Source organism: Vineibacter terrae, assembly GCF_008039615.1.
Lineage (GTDB): Bacteria > Pseudomonadota > Alphaproteobacteria > Reyranellales > Reyranellaceae > Vineibacter > Vineibacter terrae.
This window is the reverse complement of record NZ_VDUZ01000011.1, coordinates 44,662-65,088: the sequence shown is the minus strand read 5'-3', so window position 1 is coordinate 65,088 and position 20,427 is coordinate 44,662. Positions and strand designations below refer to the sequence as shown.

16 protein-coding genes are annotated in these 20,427 nt (G+C 70.1%); 13 read left to right on the top strand and 3 right to left on the bottom strand.

Annotation, left to right across the window (positions count from 1 at the left end):
- Positions 1 to 66 precede the first annotated feature (66 nt).
- On the bottom strand, positions 67 to 942 hold the full coding sequence (locus FHP25_RS11895) for a PhzF family phenazine biosynthesis protein (RefSeq protein ID WP_147847257.1): 876 nt from the start codon (positions 940 to 942) through the stop codon (positions 67 to 69).
- Positions 943 to 1,098: 156 nt separating this feature from the next.
- Here FHP25_RS11895 and FHP25_RS11890 point away from each other — a divergent pair, with 156 nt between their 5' ends.
- Together FHP25_RS11890 and plsY are read left to right on the top strand one after the other, a co-directional pair.
- Entirely contained in the window at positions 1,099 to 1,761 is a 663-nt protein-coding gene (locus FHP25_RS11890) for a dienelactone hydrolase family protein (protein ID WP_147847150.1), read from the top strand.
- Between the two features lie 28 nt (positions 1,762 to 1,789).
- On the top strand, positions 1,790 to 2,446 hold the full coding sequence (plsY, locus tag FHP25_RS11885; RefSeq protein ID WP_147847149.1) for a glycerol-3-phosphate 1-O-acyltransferase PlsY: 657 nt from the start codon (positions 1,790 to 1,792) through the stop codon (positions 2,444 to 2,446).
- A gap of 9 nt (positions 2,447 to 2,455) precedes the next feature.
- Here the strand turns inward: plsY and FHP25_RS11880 are convergent, their stop codons facing one another.
- On the bottom strand, positions 2,456 to 2,992 hold the full coding sequence (locus tag FHP25_RS11880) for a DUF3828 domain-containing protein (RefSeq protein ID WP_147847148.1): 537 nt from the start codon (positions 2,990 to 2,992) through the stop codon (positions 2,456 to 2,458).
- Positions 2,993 to 3,161: 169 nt separating this feature from the next.
- Here FHP25_RS11880 and FHP25_RS11875 point away from each other — a divergent pair, with 169 nt between their 5' ends.
- The 11 genes from FHP25_RS11875 (at position 3,162) to FHP25_RS11825 (ending at position 18,919) form a co-directional block, all read left to right on the top strand.
- Entirely contained in the window at positions 3,162 to 4,739 is a 1,578-nt protein-coding gene (locus FHP25_RS11875; protein ID WP_147847147.1) for an ABC transporter substrate-binding protein, read from the top strand.
- Between the two features lie 86 nt (positions 4,740 to 4,825).
- Complete coding sequence (locus FHP25_RS11870; RefSeq protein WP_147847146.1) at positions 4,826 to 5,854, top strand: ABC transporter permease; 1,029 nt, start codon at positions 4,826 to 4,828, stop codon at positions 5,852 to 5,854.
- 94 nt (positions 5,855 to 5,948) lie between these two features.
- On the top strand, positions 5,949 to 6,932 hold the full coding sequence (locus FHP25_RS11865) for a TauD/TfdA dioxygenase family protein (protein ID WP_147847145.1): 984 nt from the start codon (positions 5,949 to 5,951) through the stop codon (positions 6,930 to 6,932).
- A gap of 13 nt (positions 6,933 to 6,945) precedes the next feature.
- Positions 6,946 to 7,926, top strand: a complete 981-nt coding sequence (locus FHP25_RS11860; RefSeq protein ID WP_147847144.1) for a tripartite tricarboxylate transporter substrate-binding protein — start codon at positions 6,946 to 6,948, stop codon at positions 7,924 to 7,926.
- 42 nt (positions 7,927 to 7,968) lie between these two features.
- Positions 7,969 to 9,192 carry an MFS transporter gene (locus FHP25_RS11855; RefSeq protein ID WP_178133471.1) on the top strand — a complete coding sequence of 408 codons (1,224 nt, stop codon included), beginning with the start codon at positions 7,969 to 7,971 and terminating at the stop codon, positions 9,190 to 9,192.
- Positions 9,193 to 9,234: 42 nt separating this feature from the next.
- A complete protein-coding gene (locus FHP25_RS11850; protein WP_147847142.1) occupies positions 9,235 to 10,155 on the top strand; it encodes an ABC transporter permease in 921 nt (306 codons plus the stop codon).
- A 59-nt stretch (positions 10,156 to 10,214) separates the two neighbouring features.
- Positions 10,215 to 11,462 (top strand): DNA-processing protein DprA, encoded by a 1,248-nt coding sequence (gene dprA / locus FHP25_RS11845; RefSeq protein WP_231712303.1) that lies wholly within the window; start codon positions 10,215 to 10,217, stop codon positions 11,460 to 11,462.
- 67 nt (positions 11,463 to 11,529) lie between these two features.
- Positions 11,530 to 14,205 (top strand): type I DNA topoisomerase, encoded by a 2,676-nt coding sequence (gene topA, locus FHP25_RS11840; RefSeq protein WP_147847140.1) that lies wholly within the window; start codon positions 11,530 to 11,532, stop codon positions 14,203 to 14,205.
- 187 nt (positions 14,206 to 14,392) lie between these two features.
- Positions 14,393 to 16,681 (top strand): ribonuclease R, encoded by a 2,289-nt coding sequence (gene rnr, locus FHP25_RS11835; RefSeq protein ID WP_147847139.1) that lies wholly within the window; start codon positions 14,393 to 14,395, stop codon positions 16,679 to 16,681.
- A gap of 88 nt (positions 16,682 to 16,769) precedes the next feature.
- On the top strand, positions 16,770 to 17,153 hold the full coding sequence (locus FHP25_RS11830; RefSeq protein WP_231712302.1) for a DUF983 domain-containing protein: 384 nt from the start codon (positions 16,770 to 16,772) through the stop codon (positions 17,151 to 17,153).
- Positions 17,154 to 17,272: 119 nt separating this feature from the next.
- Positions 17,273 to 18,919 (top strand): S41 family peptidase, encoded by a 1,647-nt coding sequence (locus tag FHP25_RS11825; protein ID WP_147847137.1) that lies wholly within the window; start codon positions 17,273 to 17,275, stop codon positions 18,917 to 18,919.
- A gap of 45 nt (positions 18,920 to 18,964) precedes the next feature.
- Here FHP25_RS11825 and FHP25_RS11820 read toward each other — a convergent pair whose 3' ends face one another.
- Positions 18,965 to 20,158 carry a M20 aminoacylase family protein gene (locus FHP25_RS11820; protein WP_147847136.1) on the bottom strand — a complete coding sequence of 398 codons (1,194 nt, stop codon included), beginning with the start codon at positions 20,156 to 20,158 and terminating at the stop codon, positions 18,965 to 18,967.
- Positions 20,159 to 20,427 lie beyond the last annotated feature (269 nt).

Below are 20,427 nucleotides of genomic sequence, written 5' to 3'. Positions count from 1 at the left end.
CCGCACCGACCACCATCCGACCGCTGAATTTACATCAGCGGTCCCGGCCTGCCTAGACGTTTGTGATCACACACTCAGCACACCATCGACACAGGTCACGCACTGGCCGCCGAGGCGGACGATGCCGTGGCCGTCGATCTCGACCATGACGCGGCCTGCCCGGCCCACCTGGCCGCCCTGGGCGGCGACGTAGCGACGGCCCAGGGCGTCGAGCAGGCCGCCGTCACGCGCGAACACCGCAACACAGCCGTTGCCGCTGCCGCAGACCGGATCCTCGTTGACGCCGCTCGAGGGCGCGAACGAGCGCACCTCGATGGCGGCCGGCCCGCCGGACGGATGGAGGCCGAACACGGTGACGCCGGTGGCGCCCAGCCGCGTCTCCAGCGCCACCATGCGCGCGAGATCCGGCCGCAGCCCCGCCACGGCGGCGGCATCCTGCAGCCGCGCCACGATCCAGCGTGGCCCGACATCGATCAGGCACGGCGCCGGCACCGGCGCCACCGGCGCCCCCAGCGCCGAGGACAACTCGTCGAGATCGGCCGGCGCCAGCGCATGCGGGGTCGCCGGCGGCAGCTCCAGCGTCAGCACGCGCTCCGCCCCCGCGCCGCTGGCCGCGAGGTTCACCAGTCCGACATTGCATTCCTGCACCAGCCGCCCCTCGCGCGCCACAGCCACGCCGGCATCGAGCACGGCATGCGCCGTGCCGAGCGTGGGGTGGCCGGCGAAAGGCAGCTCCTGGCGCGGTGTGAAGATGCGCACGCGGTAGTCGGCGCCGGCCTGCTGCGGCTTCAGCACGAAGGTGGTTTCCGACAGGTTGGTCCAGTTGGCGATGCGCTGCATCGCGTCGCCATCCAGCCCGTCGGCGTCGAGGATCACCGCGACCGGGTTGCCGGCGAAGGGCTTGGCCGTGAAAACATCGACCTGCTTGAAGCGGTAGGACATGGCGATCTCCGGCAGCGGCAGGCCTGACATAGGCGCGCCGCGCCCCGCCGGCAACGACTACGTTGTCCCGATACGGCGGATCAGCCTCATGGTGACGCCACCAGCGCCGTCGTCTAGCATTGGCCGACGAACCAGCCTACACGACGGAGGGAAGCGATGGGCTCGATGATCGACATCAAGCGGCCGGACGGCGGCACAGTGCGTGGCTATCTTGCCGAGGCGGGCCGCGGCAAGCCGGGGATCGTCGTGATCCAGGAATGGTGGGGATTGAACGACCAGATCATGGGTGTGGCCGACCGCTTCGCGCGCGCCGGCTACAACGCCATCGCGCCCGATCTGTACAAGGGGCGCGTGACCACGACGCCCGACGAGGCCAATCACCTGATGGAGGGCCTCGACTTTCCCGGCGCCACGCACCAGGACATCCGCGGCGCGGCGCAGCACCTCAAGGGTCTGGGCGGCAAGGTGGCGGTGATGGGGTTCTGCATGGGCGGCGCGCTCACCGTGGCGGCCGGCGTGCATGTGCCGGAAGCCGATGCCGGCGTCTGCTTCTACGGCATCCCGCCCGCCGAATTCGCCGACCCGGCGAAGATCCGCGGGCCGTTCCAGGGCCACTTCGCGAACAAGGACGACTGGTGCACGCCCGCCGCGGTCGATGCGCTGGAAGCGGCCATGAAGAAGGCCGGCCTCAAGCCCGATATCCACCGCTACGACGCCGCGCACGCGTTCGCCAACGAGCGCAGCGAGGCCTACGACATCAAATGCGCCAACCTGGCCTGGGAGCGCATGCTGCCGTTCCTGGCCGCGGCCCTGAAATAGCCGCCGGCGACGCGGCACCCGACCGGCAATGCCCGCCTCTCCCTATGCCATCGCGGCCGTGTGGCCGTGGCTGCTGGCCGCGCTGGCGTTCGGCTACGTCCTGGGCTCGATCCCGTTCGGACTGATCTTCACCCGCCTTGCCGGCGCCGGCGACATCCGCCAGGTCGGCTCCGGCAATATCGGCGCCACCAACGTGCTGCGCACAGGACGCAAGGGCATCGCCGCCGCGACCCTGCTCGCCGACGCCGCCAAGGGCGCTGTGGCGGTCCTGGCAGCCGGCGCCATGGCCGGTGAGCCGGCGTCGCTGGCCGCCGGCCTGGGCGCCGTGCTGGGCCACTGCTTCCCGGTGTGGCTGCGCTTCAAGGGCGGCAAGGGCGTCGCCACGACGCTGGGCTGCCTGGCGGCGTGGTCCTGGCCGCTGGGCATCGCCGCCTGCCTGCTATGGCTGCTGCTGGCGGTGCTGTTCCGCATCTCCTCGCTATCGGCGCTGCTGGGGTTGGCGCTGACGGCGGCGCTGGCCTGGCTGCTGGCGATCGCGCCGCCCTGGGGCCATGCCTTGTCATCGCTGCCGCTGGCCGTGGTGGTGACGATCACCGTGGCGCTGGTATGGGCCATGCACCATCAGAACATCGCCCGGCTGCTGGCCGGCACCGAGCCCAGGATCGGCCAGTCGAAGAAGACGTGATGCCGGCCCCTAGCGGTCGGCCTCGCGCGCCACGGCCTTGAGCACGTCGCTCAGGCGCCCGCGGCGCGCGAAATCCCAGCCGCCGGCATACTCGATATCGTCCACCACCCAGCGTCCGGCCACGGGCACGAGGTGCACGCGGTCCAGCCAGGCCGTCTCCGAGCGCCCGTCCTTGTAGCTCAGCGCGACCTGGCAGACCGCCGCCTTGTCGTCGTTGGTGCAGGACGTCACCGTGAAGCGGGTCGCGCCCTCGAACAGCGAGGTGAACAGGTCGCCTTCGACCAGCGGCGGAACCTCGTTCCTGGTGCGCCTGGCGTGGCGCGCCTCGGCTGCGGCCGCTGCCGCCAAGAGCCCGTCCAGGGCCGGCGAGACATGGGACCGCAGCTTGCCGCGCTGGTCGGCGTTGGGCACGCCGGACGGCCGCAGCGCCTCGTAGGCGGCATAGAAGGCCCGTGCCGAATCGGCGGGCGCGCCGGGAGGCGCCGCCAGCGCCGTCGCGAACGTCGCGGCCATGAATGCCCATGCCATCCCGATCATGCGATGCATGCCCATGCTCCCCCTGCCGTCCACCCAACGGCCGGCGCCAGCATCGCCCGCCGCGCGGGCCAAGTCGAGCCGCCGCTCGCCGGACCGGCGCCGCGGACGCGCATCGGTTGACTCCGCGCCACGCGTCATCGCCTAATCGACGTCGCAACGAACACAGGGGGTGTTCATCATGCGCCTCTCCCGCCTGCTTATCGCCACCGCCGTCGCGCTGTCGCTGGCGTCGCCTCTGTCGGCCAAGACGCTGCGCTGGGCCAGCGTCGGCGACGCGCTGACACTCGATCCACATGCGCAGAACGAAGGGCCGACCTCGGCCATGGCGCAGCATATCTACGACCCGCTGATCCAGCGCGATCCCAGCCTGAAGAAGATCCCCAACCTGGCGCTGTCGTGGAAGCCGATCGCGCCCACGGTGTGGGAGTTCAAGCTGCGACCGGGCGTGACGTTCTCCGACGGCTCGCCGTTCACGGCCGACGACGTGGTCTTCAGCATCAACCGCGTGCTGTCGCCGACGTCCGACTTCAAGACCTATCTGGCGTCGGTGAAGGAGGCCAAGGCGATCGATCCGCTGACGGTGCACATGGTCACCGACGGGCCGAACCCGATCCTGCCCGACCAGCTCACCAACATCTTCATCATGTCCAAGGCGTGGTGCGAGAAGCACAACGTCGCCAAGCCGCAGAGCTACAAGGACAAGGAGGAGACCTTCGCGGTGCGCAACGCCATGGGCACCGGGCCGTTCATGGTCAAGCAGCGCGATCCCGACATCAAGACCGTGCTGGTGAAGAACCCCGCCTACTGGGGCAAGGACGAGTTCAAGGACTACCCGGACGAGCTGGTCTACACCCCGATCAAGGAGCCGGCCACGCGCGTGGCGGCGCTGATCTCGGGCCAGCTCGACTTCGTGCTCGACGTGCAGCTGCAGGACGTGGCGCGCGTCAAGCAGACGCCGGGGCTGAAGACGCTCGAGACGGCGCAGATCCGCTCGATCTTCCTGGGCCTGGACGTCGGCTCGCCGGAGCTGAAATACAGCGACGTGAAGGGCAAGAACCCGTTCGCCGACAAGCGCGTGCGCGAGGCGATGTACAAGGCGATCGACATCAACGCCATCAAGACCAAGGTGATGCGCAACTTCTCGGCGCCGGCCGGCCTGATCACGCCCAAGGGCGTCAGCGGCTGGACCAAGGAGCTGGACGCACGCCAGCCCTATGACGTGGCCGGGGCCAAGAAGCTGATGGCCGAGGCAGGCTACGGCAACGGCTTCAGGGTGACGCTCGACTGCCCCAACGACCGCTACAACAACGACGAGGCGATCTGCCAGGCGGTGGTGGGGATGCTGGCGCAGATCGGCATCCAGATCGACCTGCAGGCGCGGTCCAAGACGCTGCACTTCCCGAAGCTGCAGAAGAAGGACAGCAGCTTCTACCTGCTGGGCTGGGGCGTGCCGACGCTCGATTCGCACTATGTCTTCTCGTTCATGTACCAGACCAACGACGGCAAGAAGAACGGTGCCTGGAACTTCACCGGCTACAGCGATCCCAAGCTCGACGGCCTGATCGGGAAGATGGCGCAGGAGACCGACATCGAGAAGCGCGACGGCGAGATCGCCGAAGCCTGGAAGATCGCGCGCGACTCCAGCATCTACCTGCCGCTGCACCACCAGGTGATCGTCTGGTCGATGAGCGACAAGGTCGACACGCCGATCTTCGCCACCGATTCGCCGAACTTCCGCTACGCCAAGATGAAGTGATCCGGCAACGCAAGCGGCGGAGGACGGGATGAGCGAGCGCAGCCCATCACATCCTCCGCCCGCGGCACGCCGCCGGAGCGCCTGACATGCTGTCGTTCCTGGTCTCCCGGCTGCTGCAGGCCGCGGCGGTGATGACGGCCGTGTCGTTCCTCTGCTTCGTGCTGTTCAACTTCGTGGGCGACCCGATCAACAACATGGTCGGCCAGGAGGCGACGCCGCAGGAGCGCGCCGAGCTGCGCCACGCCCTCGGGCTCGACGACCCGGTGCCGGTGCAGTTCCTGCGCTTCCTCGGCAACGCCGCGGTGGGCAACTTCGGCAAGAGCTACCGCATGGCACGGCCGGTCGAGCAGCTGATCGTCGAGCGCCTGCCGGCGACCCTGGAGCTGGTGTTCTGCGGCGCGCTGCTGGCCCTGCTGCTGGGCCTCCCGCTGGGGGTGCTGACGGCGCTGCGGCGCGACACCTGGGACACCCGCGCCGTGATGACCTTCTCGCTGGCCGGGGTCGCCATGCCGACCTTCGTCAGCGGCATCCTGCTGATCTACATCTTCTCGGTCGAATGCACGGGCTGGGTGGCGTGGCTGGGCCTGCCGACCAGCCTCTGCCTGCCCTCGTTCGGACGCGGCGACACCGTCCAGATCGGCTGGTGGAGCTCGGGCCTGCTCACCGGCGGCGGGCTCAAGGCCATCATCCTGCCCTCGGTGACCCTGGCGCTGTTCCAGATGACACTGGTGCTGCGGCTGGTGCGATCGGAGATGCTGGAGGTGCTGCGCACCGACTACATCAAGTTCGCGCGCGCCCGCGGGCTCACCAACCGCACCGTGCATTTCCGCCACGCGCTCAAGAACACGCTGCTGCCGGTGATCACCGTGATCGGCCTGCAGGTCGGTGGCCTGATCGCCTTCTCCATCATCACCGAGACGGTGTTCCAGTGGCCGGGCATGGGCCAGCTCTTCATCCAGTCGGTCCAGTTCGCCGACATCCCGGTGATGGCCGCCTATCTGGTGATGGTGTCGTTCTTCTTCGTCACCATTAACCTGATCGTCGACCTCACCTATGCCGTGATCGACCCGCGCCTGCGGGTCGACCGGGCGCGGGCGGCTGGCAACGCGGCGTAGGCCGGGCGGCCGCGCTTTGCACGTGACTCGCGGCCCGCCCGAGACGACAATCCGCCGAAACAGAACAACCGGTCCGCCCGCCGGAGGAAGCGCCATGGACACGCACGTCACGCCCGCGGACGCCGCGGCCACGCACATCCAGGTCGTGCCGATCAACGGCAACATCGGCGCCGAGATCCGCGGCGCCGACCTGCGCCGCAAGCTCACGCCTGCCGAGTTCAAGGTGATCCATGATGCCCTGGTACGGCACGAGGTGATCGTGCTGCGCGACCAGGACATCACGCTCGACCAGCAGATGGATTTCGGTCGCCTGTTCGGCGATCTCTCCATCCATCCCTTCTCGCCCAACCTCGACGACAAGCGCGAGGTGATCGTGCTCGACTACGGCAAGGACAACCCGCCGCACCTCACCGACCAGTGGCATGCCGACGAGACGTTCCGCGAGGCGCCGCCGCTGGGCACGATCCTGCGCGCCCGGGTCGTGCCCGAGGTCGGCGGCGACACGCTGTTCTCGAGCATGACGGCGGCCTACACCGGCCTGTCGGAGCGCATGAAGCAGTACATCCACGGCCTGGAGGCGCTGCACGACTTCAAGCCGTGGCGGCCGCTGTTCACCAGCGCCGAGGCGCATCAGAAGAAGCTGCGCGAGATCGAGGCGCGCTTCCCCAACCCGTGGCATCCCGTGGTGCGCGTGCATCCCGTGTCGGGCCGCCGCATCCTCAATGTCAACGCGCAGTTCTGCGTGCGCATCAAGGGCCTGAAGGATGACGAGAGCGGCATGATCCTGCGCTATCTCTACGGCCGCGCCGCCATCCCCGAGTACCAGCTGCGCGTGAAGTGGCAGCCGCACACCGTCGTGATGTGGGACAATCGCGCCGTGCAGCACTACGCGCCGCACGACTACTACCCGCAGCGCCGCACCATGGAGCGCGTCACGGTGGCCGGCGATCCGGTGATCGGCGTCAGCGGCGCCTACGCGCCGGAGGAAGGCGTCGGCCCGCTGCCCGACGGCAAGGGCGCCACGATCGCGCCGCCGGGCCAGCGGCCGATCCGCGAGTTCGAGCGCGGCCTGTACTGACCTGGGCCGCGCCATGTCCAGCGCCCTGCAGCGCCGCCGGCTGGTCGGGCTTGCCGGCGCCTGGGCCGCAGCGCAAGGCGGCGGCGCCGCGGCGCAAGGCGCCTATCCCGACCGGCCCATCCGGTTGGTGGTGCCGTTCCCGCCCGGCGCGCTCACCGACGCGCTGGGGCGGGTCGTCGCCGACCGCCTGCGCGAGCGCTTCCAGCAGCCGGTGGTGGTCGACAACCGGCCCGGCGCCAGCACCCTGCTGGGCGCCACCCAGGTCGCCAAGGCAACACCCGACGGCTACACCCTGATGGTAGCCACCAGCACCACGCTGGGCATCGCGCCGGCGCTGTTCAGCAACCCCGCCTTCAGCATCACGGACCTTACCGGTGTCGCCATGATCGGCGCGGTGACTCTGTTCCTGGTCTCGCATCCGGCCGTGCCGGCCACCGACGTGCCGACCCTGATGGCGGCGCTGCGCGCCAAGCCCGACTCCTATACCTACGCCTCGCCCGGCAACGGCACGATCCACCACCTGGTGATGGAGATGCTCTGCCGCCAGGAGAACGCACGCGCCCAGCACGTGCCGTACCAGGGCAGCGGCCCGGCCCTGACCGACGTGATGTCCGGCCGCGTCGACTTCATGTGGATCGACGCCACCGTGGTGGTGCAGCATATCCATGCCCGCCGCGTGCGGCCGCTGGCCGTCACCGGCGCGCGCCGCGCGCGCGCCTTTCCCGACGTGGCGGCGCTGACCGAGACGCATCCCGACATCGACTTCGTGGCGTGGCAGTCGATCGCCGCGCCGGCCGCGACGCCGGCGCCGGTCGTCGCCCGGCTCAATGCCGAGATCAACGCCATGCTGGGCGAGCCTGAGCTGCGCAATCGCCTGGCGGACATGGGGGTCGACGCCAACCCGATGAGCGTCGACGCCTTCAATGCACTGATCCGCAAGGATGCATCGCGCTGGGCAGAGGCCGTGCGGCAGTCCGGCGCCAAGGTGGACTGAGCCTCGGGCGCGCACGGCGGCGTTGCGGCAATGGCGGTCGCGATGACGCGCGCCGGCCGCTACAACCGCGCCTGCATGGCTGTTGAGTCCGAAGTCGCACCGGCGCGTGACGCCGCGTCGCCCGCGATGCCGTGGCTGCTGCTGGCCGCCGCGTGCCTGGGATCGTTCGCCGCCACGGCCAGCGGCACGACGCGCGCGCCGTTCCTGCTCGACATGGCGCGCGATCTGTCCGTGAACCTGGTGCTGGTCGCCAACCTGGTGTCGATGACGGCGACGGCCTGGGGCATCACCTCGTTCCTTGCCGGCATGGCCTCGGATCGCTGGGGACGGCGGCCGTTCCTGATCGGCGGACCGCTGGGGTTGTCGCTGTGCATGCTGGCCGTGTCGCAGGCCGACGGCTTCACGCATGTCGCGTTCTGGGCCACGCTGGGCGGCGGCTGCAGCGGCCTGTTCATGGGCGTGATCTTTGCTGAGGTCGCGGCCCGTGTCGCGTCAAGCCATCGCGGCCGGGCGCTGAGCTGGGTGATGAGCGGCCAGTCCCTGACCCTGGTCGTGGGCGTGCCGCTGGCGGCCTGGATCGGCGCCACCATCCAATGGCGCGGCTGGCACGTGGTGCTGGCCGGGCTGGCCGCAGCCGGCGCGCTCAGCCTGTGGGCCGCCACGGTGCAAGGGAAAGCATCCGCCGCCGCGCGTCGCGCCGAGGGCGAACGCGGCCGCCTGTCGCTGCCGGTGATCGCCCTGCTGGGCATCAGCATCGCCGAGCGGGTGTGCTACGGCCTGGTCGTGGTCTATTTCGCGACCTTCCTGCTGGAGCAGTACAAGGTCGGCCTCGAGGCGGTGGCCGTGCCGCTGGCGCTGGTGGCCATCGGCAACGTGATCGGCACGGCGATCGGCGGCCAGCTCGCCGACCGCTTGCGCGACCGGCTCGGCCTGTTCGCGATCTGCATGGCGGCGACCGCGGTGGCCGGGCTGGCGCTGTTCGCCTGGCGTCCCGACATCACCGTGTCGGTGATGCTGGGCTTCGCCTATGTCTTCATCAATGCGCTGGGACGGCCGTCGCTGATGGCGGCGCTGGCCGAGGTGCCCGAGGATGTGCGCGGCACGGTGATGGGCCTGAACGGCACCTGTGCCAGCGTCGGCTGGGTCGGGGCCGCGGCGCTGGGCGGCTGGATGCTGGCCACATGGGGCTTCGCGGGCTTCGGTCCGCTGTCGGCGGTGCTCGCCGTGCTGGGCGCGGCGATGGCCTTCGCGCAGCGGCGCTTCTGAGGCCTTCCCTTCCGTCGCGTCTTGCCCGCATGATCGCCGCCGATGACGGACACGAGCCTCATCGCGCGGCTGCGCGATTCGGACCTGTGGTGGAGCTTCAGCCGCTCGCCGCTGACCGTGGCGGCGGCGCTGGTGACGCTGCTGTTCGTGGTCGGCGCCCTGTTCGCGCCCTGGCTTGCGCCGCATGACCCGTTCGACCCGCGCACCCTGAAGCTGCTCGATGCCTTCACGCCGCCGGCCTGGACCGCCGACGGCAGGCCCACCTATGTGCTGGGCACCGACAACCAGGGCCGCGACGTGCTGTCGGCGATCATGTATGGCGGCCGCATCTCGCTGCTGGTCAGCCTGGCGGCGATCGCGCTGTCGGTGACGTTCGGCGTCGGGCTGGGCCTGGCCGCCGGCTTCCACGGCGGCTGGGTCGACACCCTGATCATGCGCATCGCCGACATCCAGCTCACGGTGCCGGCGATCCTGATCGCCCTGACCCTGGACGGCGTGGCGCGCGTGGCGTTGCCCAGCACCGTGCACGACCAGTTCGCGGTATGGGTGCTGGTGCTGTCGATCGGCTTCGCCAACTGGCCGCAATTCGCGCGCGTGACTCGGGCCACCACGCTGGCCGAGCGCAGCAAGGACTATGTCAGCGCCGCGCGCATCATCGGCATCTCCGGCCCCAAGATCGCGCTCAAGCACGTGCTGCCCAACGCGCTGGGACCTGTGCTGGTGATCGCCACCATCGGCCTGGCGCTGGCCATCATCGCCGAGGCGTCGCTGTCCTTCCTGGGCGTCGGCATGCCGCCGACCCAGCCGTCGCTGGGCACCCTGATCCGCATCGGCAACGCCTTCCTGTTCTCAGGCGAATGGTGGATCGTGATCTTCCCGGCGCTGGCGCTGATGGTTCTCTCGCTGGCGGTGAACTTGCTGGGCGACTGGCTGCGCGATGCGCTGAATCCCAAGCTGCGGTGACGTTCGTACAACTATAGCACGATTTACACGACGCCATAATCGCGTTATAGGAACAAGCCATGAACGCCGTCATGCCGCTTCCCCTGCTGGCCCGCCTGGCGGACATCGCCACCGGCCGCACGCCGCCACCGGCGGCAACCCTCGCCGGCGAACGCCTGGCCCGCGCCCGCCTGGCGCGCACGCCGCGCATCGGGCCGGTGACCTTCCATGAGATGCTGGGCCACTACGGCACGGCCGCGGCGGCTCTGGACGCCCTGCCGTCGCTGGCACGCCGCGCCGGCTTCGCGCAGGCGCCCGTGGCGCCGCCAGCCACGGCGCTGCACCGCGAGGCCGAAGCGCTGGCAGCCCGGGGTGGCCGTTTCATCGTCCATGGCGATGCCGACTACCCGGCCGGCTTGGCGCAGATCGCCGATGCGCCGCCCTTGCTGTCGGCGATCGGCGATCCCGCACTGCTGAAGCGGCCGCTGCTGGCCGTGGTGGGCGCGCGCAACGCCTCGACCAACGGCCGACGTGTGGCCGCGACCCTGGCGCACGATCTCGGCGCCGGCGGCTTCGCCATCGTGTCTGGCCTGGCGCGCGGCATCGACACGGCGGCACACCAAGCATCGCTGGGCACCGGCACGATCGCGGTGCTGGCCGGCGGCGTCGACGTGATCTATCCGCCCGAGAACGCCGACCTCTACCGCGCCCTGGCGGCGCAGGGGCTGGTGCTCTCGGAGGCGCCGCTGGGCGCCGTGCCGCAGGCCCGCCATTTCCCACGCCGCAACCGTATCGTCTCGGGCCTGGCGCAGGGCGTGCTGGTGGTCGAGGCGGCGCTGCAGTCCGGCTCCCTGATCACCGCCCGGCAGGCGGCAGACCAGGGCCGCGACGTCTTTGCTGTTCCTGGCTCACCGCTCGACCCACGCTGCCGCGGCAGCAACCAGCTGCTGCGCGACGGCGCACACCTGGTCGAGACCGCCGCCGACGTGCGGGCCCATCTGCGGCCCGAGCCGACGCCGGCGGCGTCGACAGCCCCTGTTGTTGCCGCATCCCCTACCGTCACCAAAAGTGACCGCGCGGCGCACCGCCGGGACAGGACCGGCGGAGGCGCCGCGACGGCACTTGATGCCGCACCTCAATCCATTGAAAAACAAGGAGATTCCATACCTGAACGCCTACTGGCCTGCCTTGGCCACAGCCCCACCCCGGTTGACGAAGTGATCCGCGAGTGCCATGTGTCGCCGGCCCTCGTCACGGCCGCCCTGCTCGATCTGGAGCTCTCAGGGAGGGTGGAGCGGCTGCAAGGAAACATGGTCGCCCTGATCTAAGGCGTTGATACCGCTGGCGATTTGGGCGCAATCGCGGAGCGGCGAACCCTCGCCGGCGAACGATTTTATGCCCAACGTCCTCGTCGTCGAGTCGCCGGCCAAGGCCAAGACCATCAGCAAGTATCTCGGCCCCGGCTACACGGTGCTGGCGAGCTTCGGCCATGTGCGCGATCTGCCGGCCAAGGACGGCTCCGTGCGCCCGGATGAAGATTTCGCCATGGACTGGGAGGTCGATGCCCGGTCGCAGCAGCGGGTCAACGACATCGCGCGCGCCGTGAAGGGCGCCAAGACGCTGTATCTCGCCACCGACCCTGATCGCGAAGGCGAGGCGATCTCCTGGCATGTCATGGATATCCTGGCGCGCAAGAACGCGCTCAAGGGTGTGGCGGTGAAGCGTGTGGCCTTCAACGCCATCACCAAGCAGGCGGTGCAGGACGCCGTCGCCCATCCCCGCGACATCGACCAGCCCCTGGTCGAGGCCTATCTCGCGCGCCGGGCGCTGGACTATCTCGTGGGCTTCACCCTCTCGCCGGTGCTGTGGCGCAAGCTGCCCGGCAGCCGGTCGGCAGGCCGGGTGCAGTCGGTGGCGCTGCGCCTGATCTGCGAGCGCGAGGCCGAGATCGAGGCGTTCCGCTCCCGCGAATACTGGACCATCGACACGCTGTTCACGACGCCACGCGGCCAGATCTTCAGCGCCCGCCTGACCCACCTCAACGGCCAGAAGCTCGACAAGTTCGACCTGCCGACCGAGGCCGAAGCGATGGCGGCCAAGGCGCAGATCGAAAGCCGAGCCTTTTCCGTCGCCGGCGTCGACCGCCGCCAGGTAAAGCGCAACCCGCCACCGCCTTTCATCACCTCGACCCTGCAGATGGAAGCCTCGCGCAAGCTCGGCCTGGGCGCAGCCCAGACCATGCGCGTGGCGCAGCGCCTGTATGAAGGCGTCGACGTCGACGGCGAGACGGTGGGCCTGATCACCTACATGCGCACCGACGGCGTCGACATGGCGCCCGAGGCGCGCGCCCAGACGCGCCGCCTGATCGAGAGCAGGTACGGCAAGGACTATCTGCCCGACCAGCCGCGCTTCTATACATCCAAGCAGAAGAACGCGCAGGAAGCGCACGAGGCGATCCGCCCCACCGACCTGTTCCGCACGCCCGAAAGCCTGGCCCGCCATCTCGACCGCGACCAGCTGCGGCTCTACGAGCTGATCTGGAAGCGCACCGTGGCCTGTCAGATGGAAAGCGCCGTGCTCGACCAGGTCACGGTCGACATCGAGTCGGGCGATCACAACGTGCGGCTGCGCGCCACCGGCTCGGTGATGAAGTTCGACGGCTTCCTCAAGCTTTACGAGGAAGGCAAGGACGACGAGGAGAGCGAGAACGGCACCCGGCTGCCGGACGTGCAGCCGCAGGAGGCGCTGCAGCGCGGCGAGGTCAAGCCGGAGCAGCACTTCACCGAGCCACCGCCGCGCTACTCCGAGGCCAGTCTGGTGAAGAAGCTGGAGGAGCTCGGCATCGGCCGACCCTCGACCTATGCCAGCATCATCGAGGTGCTGCAAACCCGCGGCTACGTGATCCTGGAGCGCAAGCGCTTCGTGCCCGAGGACCGCGGCCGCATCGTGACCTCGTTCCTGGTGACGTACTTCCCGAGATACGTCGAGTACGACTTCACCGCCGGCCTCGAGGAGCAGCTCGACGACATCTCCGGCGGCCGCGTCGATTGGCGCGCCGTGCTGCGCGACTTCTGGCGCGACTTCAAGGGTGCGGTCGACGGCACCTCGGAGCTGCGCGTCAAGGACGTGCTCGACGCCATCGACGCCGAGCTGGGGCCGCACTTCTTCCCGGAACGCACCGACGGCAAGGACCCGCGCGGCTGCCCGGCCTGCGAGAAGGGCCGCCTGTCGCTGAAGCTGGGCAAGTTCGGCGGCTTCATCGGCTGCTCGAACTATCCGGAGTGCCGCTACACCCGCAAGCTGACGGTGCCGCCGGCCAACGACAACGGCGACGCCAACGGCAACGGCGCGCTCGACGGCCCGCGTGAGCTGGGTATCGACCCCGATACCGGCAAGACGGTGACGGTGCGCCAGGGCCCCTACGGTGCCTATGCCCAGCTGGGCGAGGCCGAGGGCAAGGAGAAGCCCAAGCGGGCTTCGCTGCCCAAGGGCTACAGCGCCACCGAGGTCACGCTCGAGCAGGCGCTGGCGATCCTGGCGCTGCCGCGCGAGCTGGGCAAGCACCCCGAGGACGGCCAACCGATCGTCGCCGGCATCGGCCGCTTCGGCCCCTATGTCCGGCACGGCTCGAATTACCGCTCGATCCCGGCCGATGAGGACGTGCTGAGCATCGGCATGAACCGCGCCGTGGCGCTGCTGGCCGAGCCCAAGGCCGGACGCGGCTCCCGTGCCCCGGTGAAGGCGCTGCGCACCTTGGGCCCGCACCCAGACGACGGCCAGCCGGTCGAGGTCTATAGCGGCCGCTATGGCCCCTATGTGAAGCACGGCAAGGTCAATGCCACCCTCACCAACGGCCTCGCGCCGGAAGCCGTGACCCTGGAGCAGGCCCTGCCGCTGCTGGCGGCGCGCGCCGCCAATGGCGGTGGCGGCCGGCGCGGCAATCGCCGGGCAGCGTCGAAGAAGGCCGCCGCACCGAAGGCGGCGGACAAACCCGCGGGAACCAAGAAGCCTGCCGCGAAGAAGCCCGCCGCGAAGAAGAAGAAGGCAGCCGGCAAGAAAGCGGCGGCATAGGCATGGGTCGCGCGCCGGGAGCGCGCCACTGGAGTGGCGCGCCCATGGGCGCTAACGTTGACGTCCTATGGCTTGAGCCGGACCGCGCGGCTCCCGGCGCGCTCATGGTTGCATGGCCGGAAATGACGAGCGCGGCGGGAGCCGCGCGGTCCGGCTCAAGCCATCACGTCCCCTCAGTCAATCATCGATGAAACAGAAGAAGCAAACATCCCCCCTCCCCACCCGCGACCAGGTCCTCGCCTTCATCCGCGAGAGTCCGGTGCCGGTCGGCAAGCGCGAGATCGCCAAGGCATTCAACATCAAGGGCGCCGATCGTGTCGGCCTGAAGGAGCTGCTGCGCGACCTGCGCGCCGAAGGCGCCGTCGCCCGCGGCACGCGCCGCGAGCTGATGGATCCGGGCGCGCTGCCCGAATACCTGGTGATCGAGGTGATCGGCCCCGATGCCGACGGCGACCTCCTGGCGCGTCCGGTGCACTGGAACCCCGACGATGGCGCCGCCCCGCCCCAGATCATCGTGCAACCGGCGCGCGAGCATGCCGCGCCCGGCCCCGGTGATCGCCTGCTGGCGCGGCTGCGCAAGCGCGGCAAGAGCCGCTACGACGCCCAGATCGTGCGCAAGGTGGGCCACGGCCCGCGCCGTGTGCTGGGCGTGGTGGAAACGCCGCGCGGCGCGCGCAACGCGCCACAGCGCGGAGCGCTCAACGCCATCGTGCGCCCGACCGACCGCAAGCTGCGCTACGAGATCGAGGTCGCGCCGCGCGACCTCGACGGCGCCATCGACGGCGACGTCGTCTGGGTCGAGCCGCTGGGCGGGCCGCTGGCGCGCCGCGGCCGGGTGCTGGACAAGGTCGGCACCCTGCGCGATCCGCGCGCCGTCAGCCTGATCGCCATCGCCGCCAACGACATCCCGGTCGAGTTCCCCGAGCCGGCGCTGGCGCAGGCGCGCAAGGCAGGGCCGGCGCCGCTGGGCGATCGCGTCGACATGCGCGGCGTGCCGTTCGTCACCATCGACGGCGAGGACGCGCGCGATTTCGACGACGCCGTCTGGGCCGAAGCGGACCCCGATCCCGCCAACCCGGCAGGCTGGCATCTGTCGGTGGCCATCGCCGACGTCGCCTGGTACGTGCACCCGGACGATGCGCTTGACCGGGCGGCGCTGAAGCGCGGCAATTCCGTCTACTTCCCCGACCGCGTCGTGCCCATGCTGCCCGAGGAGCTCAGCAACGGCTGGTGCTCGCTGCGACCGCACGAGGACCGCCCGACGCTGGTGGCCGAGATGTGGATCGACGCGCATGGGCGCCTGCTGCGCCATCGTTTCCACCGTGCGCTGATCCGCTCGGCGGCGCGCCTCACCTACACCCGCGTGCAGCAGGCGCGCGACGGCCATCCCGACCGCGAGATCGCGCCGCTGATGCGCGAGGCGATCGAGCCGCTGTACGGCGCCTATGCCGTGCTGCTGCAGGCCCGCCAGGCGCGCGGCACGATCGACCTCGACCTGCCGGAGCGCCTGGTGAGCCTCGACCAGGAAGGCCGGATCGCCACCATCCGCCTGCGCGAGCGCTTCGACAGCCACCGCCTGATCGAGGAGTTCATGATCCTGGCCAATGTGGCGGCGGCCGAGACCCTCGAGCGGCGGCATCAGCCCTGCATGTACCGCGTGCATGCGCCGCCCGACGCCGCCAAGATCGAGGCGCTGCGCGAGTTCCTGGCCACGCTGGGCATCAGCCTGCCGCCCGGCCTGAACCTGCGGCCCCGCGACTTCGAGGGCGTGCTGCGCAAGGCTGCGGGCCAGCCCTACGAGCGGCTGGTGCACGAGACCATCCTGCGCAGCCAGAGCCAGGCCAGCTACAGTCCCGAGAATGTCGGCCATTTCGGCCTGGCGCTGCGGCGCTACGCGCACTTCACCTCGCCCATCCGGCGCTATGCCGACCTGCTGGTGCATCGTGCCCTGATCACCGGCCTGGGGCTGGGCGCCGGCGGCCTGCCGCCGGATGCCGGCGCCGAATTCGCGGCGATCGGCGACGGCATATCGCTGTGCGAGCGGCGCGCCGTGGCGGCCGAGCGTGCCGCCATGGACCGCTACATGGCAGCTTACATGGCCGAGCGCGTCGGGGCCGAGTTCGGCGGCCGGGTCGCCGGCGTCACCCGCTTCGGCCTGTTCGTCGAGCTCGACGAGAGCGGCGCCAACGGCCTGGTGCCGATCAAGACCCTGGGCGAGGAGTATTTCGACCACGACGAGCCCGGCCAGGCGCTGGTGGGCCGCCGCACCGGCATGACCTGGCGGCTGGGCGATCGGGTGCGGGTGCGCCTGCGCGAAGCCGACGTCGCCACCGGCGGCCTGCTGTTCGAGATGCTGGAGCAGGTCGAGGCCGCCACCGCCAGGCCAACGGCAGGCCGGCGCGTGCGCGCCCCGGGCAAGACAGCCCGGCATCAGGACCGGGCTGCGCCCCGCCGCGCCGCCAAGCGCCGACGCTGATGAGACGCGATTCGCCGGAAGGTCCGCGCGATCGGGTCGCATGGTGTGCCGGTTTACGGCGACTGCGCGACCCGCTAGAGCGGGTGGCATGAGCGGCCAGACGCCTCCTGCGGCGGACCGCGACTGGGTGCCGGCACTGATGCGCGGTTGGGCCGCCCGATGCCCGTCCTGCGGCAGCCGCACGCTGTTCACGGCCTTCCTGAAGATGGCGCCGGCCTGCACGGCCTGCGGCATCGACCTGCAGCGCTTCCGGGCCGACGACGCCCCGGCCTATTTCGTGATCTTCATCGTCGGCCACATCGTCGTGCCGCTGGTGCTGCTGCTGGAGAAGCTGTACGAGCCCGCCCTGTGGGTGCACGCCGTGCTGTGGCTGCCGCTCAGCATCGGGCTCAGCCTGTGGCTGCTGCCGCGGGTCAAGGGTGCGGTGATCGGCGTGCTCTGGGCGTTGCAGGGCAGGCCGCAAGACGATTGAGCGGGTTGTTCACAATACGCCGATCGGCTCTGTCCGGTTGGCGCGGCTATGCTAAACTGCCACGAGGGCTTCGGGACATGCTGGCCGCTCGCTGCCGGCGCACAAGAATGTAGGGTCGCATGGGTTTCATGACGGTCGGCGGCCGTGGTGCGATGTCCGCCAAAAATGCAGTTCGGCGTGCGGCGCTGGTGCTTGTCGCCGCCATGGGCGTGGCATCCTGCCTGGCTGCTGACGACGGCCCGGCGCCGACGGCGGCGCTGCGCGACAGCTCCATCGAGCGGGTCCTCGTGCGCGGCTACGCCGCCATCGGCGACCGCTACATCACCGCGATCAAGGACTACGGCCCGCTCACCGCCGAGGCGATCAAGAGCGTCTCGGCCCTCGACAGCCAGATCCGCCTCGAGGAGCGCGACGGCGCGCTGGTGCTGTTCCAGGGAGACCGGATCGTCGCCCAGCGGCCGGTGCCGGCCGAGCGTGACGACGGCCCGGCCTGGGGCGAGACGACCGCCCTGCTGCTGCGCTCGGCGATGGACGCCTCGCAGCCGCTGCGCACCGCCGGCCGTGACCGGGTGCTGCGCGCGGCGCTGGACGGCACCACGCGCAAGCTCGACCGCAACTCGCGCTATTCCGATCCCGCCGAGTCGCGCGACAACCGCTTCAACCGCGAAGGCGACGGCGGCATCGGCGTCACGGTCGAGGCCGAGAACGACCAGACCGTGGTGCGCATGGTGCAGGCCGGCGCGCCCGCGGAGGCCGCCGGCGTGCGCGCCGGCGACCGCATCGTCTCGGTGGACAGCCATGGCGTCGCCGGCAAGCCGATGCGCGAGATCGTGCGGCTGCTGCGCGGCCGGGTCGGCAGCACCGTCGCGATGGGCGTGTTCCGTCCCGCCGAAAGCCGCGAGGTGGTGTTCGAGATCCGTCGCGCCTACGTCATTCCCACCACGGTGACCTATGAGCGCCGCGGCGATATCGCCCTGGTCAAGCTGACCGGCTTCAACAAGGGCACGCCCGAGGCGCTGAAGGCGGCGCTGGAGAAGGCCGCCGCCGAGATCGGCCCGGCAATGGCCGGCGTCATCCTCGACATGCGCGACAATCCCGGCGGCCTGCTCGACCGCTCGATCACCACCGCCGGATTGCTGCTCGATTCGGGCACGGTGCTGACGACCGAAGGCCGCCATCCCGACAGCCGCATGACCTTCCGCTCCGGCAGCGGCGCCCTGATGCCGCGGGTGCCGATGGTGGCGGTGATGAACGGCCGGTCGGCCTCGGCCGCCGAGATCCTGGCCGCGGCGCTGCAGGATCGCGGCCGCGCCGTCGTGGTCGGCAGTACGTCCTACGGCAAGGGCACCGTGCAGACTGTGGTGCCGCTGCCCAACGACGGCGAGCTGACCCTGACCTGGTCACGCATGCTGGCGCCGTCGGGCTATGCCTGGGCCGAGATCGGCGTGCTGCCCACGGTCTGCAGCGCCAAGTTCAGCCATTCAGGCACGCTGGCCGGCGAGCTCGAGCACCGCGCCCAGGAAGTGCGGCGCACCATGGCTGAGTGGCATATGGTGCGCGATCCGACACCCGAGCGGGTGAGCGCGCTGCGTGCGCTGTGCCCGCCGTCGGACCAGTCGCCCGCCAAGGACATCGAGCTGGCCGAGCGCATCCTGCACGACCACACGCTCTATGCCCGCGCCATCGGCTACGCCTCCAGCGCCATCGCCGAGCGGCCCGCCACGCCGGCGCCGTGGCCGCCGCAGACCGGCGACGGCAGCCGGTAACGCCGCCGGGGGCGCGCGCCACTCCCTGGCGCGCGCCCGGCAGCCCTACTCCGCGGCCTGGCGTACCGGCGCCTGCCGCGCCAGTTGCTGCTCGACCAGGGTCACCCAGTAGGACGCGCCCAGCGGCAGGACCTCGTCGTTGAAGTCGTAGCCGGGGTTGTGGACCATGCAGCTGCCTTCGCCGTCGCCGTTGCCGATCCAGATATAGGCACCGGGCTTGGCGCGCAGCATCCAGGCGAAATCCTCCGAGCCCATGGCCGGCGTCGGATTGCGGTTGACGTTGGCTTCGCCGACCAGCGCCGCGGCGGCGCGCGCCGCGTTCTCGGTCTCGGCCTCGGTGTTGACGGTGGCCGGGTAGCGCCGCTCGTAGCGGAACTTGATCGAGGCGCCGAACGCGGCCGCCACGTTGCGCGCGATCTCCTGGATGCGCTTCTCGATGAAGTCCTGCACGTGGGTCTTGAAGGTGCGCACCGTGCCGCGCAGCATCGCGGTCTGCGGGATCACGTTCCAGGTGTCGCCGGCGTGGATCTGCGTGGTCGACACCACGGCGGTGTCCATGGGATCGACATTGCGCGCCACGATCGACTGCAGCGCCGTCACGATATGCGAGGCCACCACCACCGGGTCGATGCCGTGGTGCGGCATGGCGCCGTGGGCCCCCTTGCCTTCGACGATCACCTCGAAGACGTCGTATGCAGCCATCATCGGCCCCGGGCGGATGGCGAACTTGCCGACAGGGAACCCGGGCATGTTGTGCATGCCGTAGACGTCCGAGCATGGGAACTTGTCGAACAGCCCCTCCTCGACCATCACGCGGCCGCCGCCCTCGTTCTCCTCGGCCGGCTGGAAGATGAAGTAGACGGTGCCGTCGAAGTTGCGCGTCTCGGCCAGGTGCTTGGCGGCGCCCAGCAGCATGCAGGTGTGGCCGTCATGGCCGCAGGCATGCATCTTGCCGTGGAGCGTCGAGGCGTGGGCGAAGGTGTTGGTCTCCTGCACGTCCAGCGCGTCCATGTCGGCACGCAGGCCGATGGCGCGCGTTCCCGTGCCGGCGCGCAGCACGCCCACGACACCGGTCTTGGCCAGGCCGCGATGCACCTCGATGCCGAACGATTCCAGCTTCTTGGCCACGACATCGGCGGTGCGGTGCTCCTCGAAGGCGGTCTCGGGATGCATGTGGATATCGTGTCGCCATGCCGTCATCTCGTCGTGGAAGTCGGCAATGCGGTTGATCACGGGCATGAACGGCGTCTCCGGAGCGGTTGAACAGGCGCGGTCGGATCGTGTAGCCGGCCACCTCCCGGCGTCAAGCGGAGCACACGCATTCCTGGCACCGTGAGGTACCGGCAACTGCGAATTTGCCGCCCCCTCTCCGGCAACCCGCTTGCCGCCAGCGACGCGGTCCTGTAGCTTCCGCGCATGCGCAATTCCGCTCTCACTGCACGTTGGTGGCGGCCGATCCAGTAAGGGACGGCCGATTTGCGCATCTTTCAACAGGCCGTCCCGGGATC

Bases quoted from the DNA above. Each gene is read 5' to 3' on its own strand.
- FHP25_RS11860 (WP_147847144.1), top strand. From the start codon at position 6,946: ATGTCCAGCGCCCTGCAGCGCCGCCGGCTGGTCGGGCTTGCCGGCGCC.
- FHP25_RS11865 (WP_147847145.1), top strand. From the start codon at position 5,949: ATGGACACGCACGTCACGCCCGCGGACGCCGCGGCCACGCACATCCAG.
- FHP25_RS11890 (WP_147847150.1), top strand. From the start codon at position 1,099: ATGGGCTCGATGATCGACATCAAGCGGCCGGACGGCGGCACAGTGCGT.
- topA (WP_147847140.1), top strand. From the start codon at position 11,530: ATGCCCAACGTCCTCGTCGTCGAGTCGCCGGCCAAGGCCAAGACCATC.
- dprA (WP_231712303.1), top strand. From the start codon at position 10,215: ATGAACGCCGTCATGCCGCTTCCCCTGCTGGCCCGCCTGGCGGACATC.
- FHP25_RS11855 (WP_178133471.1), top strand. From the start codon at position 7,969: ATGACGCGCGCCGGCCGCTACAACCGCGCCTGCATGGCTGTTGAGTCC.
- plsY (WP_147847149.1), top strand. From the start codon at position 1,790: ATGCCCGCCTCTCCCTATGCCATCGCGGCCGTGTGGCCGTGGCTGCTG.
- FHP25_RS11850 (WP_147847142.1), top strand. From the start codon at position 9,235: ATGACGGACACGAGCCTCATCGCGCGGCTGCGCGATTCGGACCTGTGG.
- FHP25_RS11820 (WP_147847136.1), bottom strand. From the start codon at position 20,158: ATGCCCGTGATCAACCGCATTGCCGACTTCCACGACGAGATGACGGCA.
- FHP25_RS11830 (WP_231712302.1), top strand. From the start codon at position 16,770: ATGAGCGGCCAGACGCCTCCTGCGGCGGACCGCGACTGGGTGCCGGCA.
- rnr (WP_147847139.1), top strand. From the start codon at position 14,393: ATGAAACAGAAGAAGCAAACATCCCCCCTCCCCACCCGCGACCAGGTC.
- FHP25_RS11875 (WP_147847147.1), top strand. From the start codon at position 3,162: ATGCGCCTCTCCCGCCTGCTTATCGCCACCGCCGTCGCGCTGTCGCTG.
- FHP25_RS11870 (WP_147847146.1), top strand. From the start codon at position 4,826: ATGCTGTCGTTCCTGGTCTCCCGGCTGCTGCAGGCCGCGGCGGTGATG.
- FHP25_RS11895 (WP_147847257.1), bottom strand. From the start codon at position 942: ATGTCCTACCGCTTCAAGCAGGTCGATGTTTTCACGGCCAAGCCCTTC.
- FHP25_RS11880 (WP_147847148.1), bottom strand. From the start codon at position 2,992: ATGCATCGCATGATCGGGATGGCATGGGCATTCATGGCCGCGACGTTC.
- FHP25_RS11825 (WP_147847137.1), top strand. From the start codon at position 17,273: ATGGGTTTCATGACGGTCGGCGGCCGTGGTGCGATGTCCGCCAAAAAT.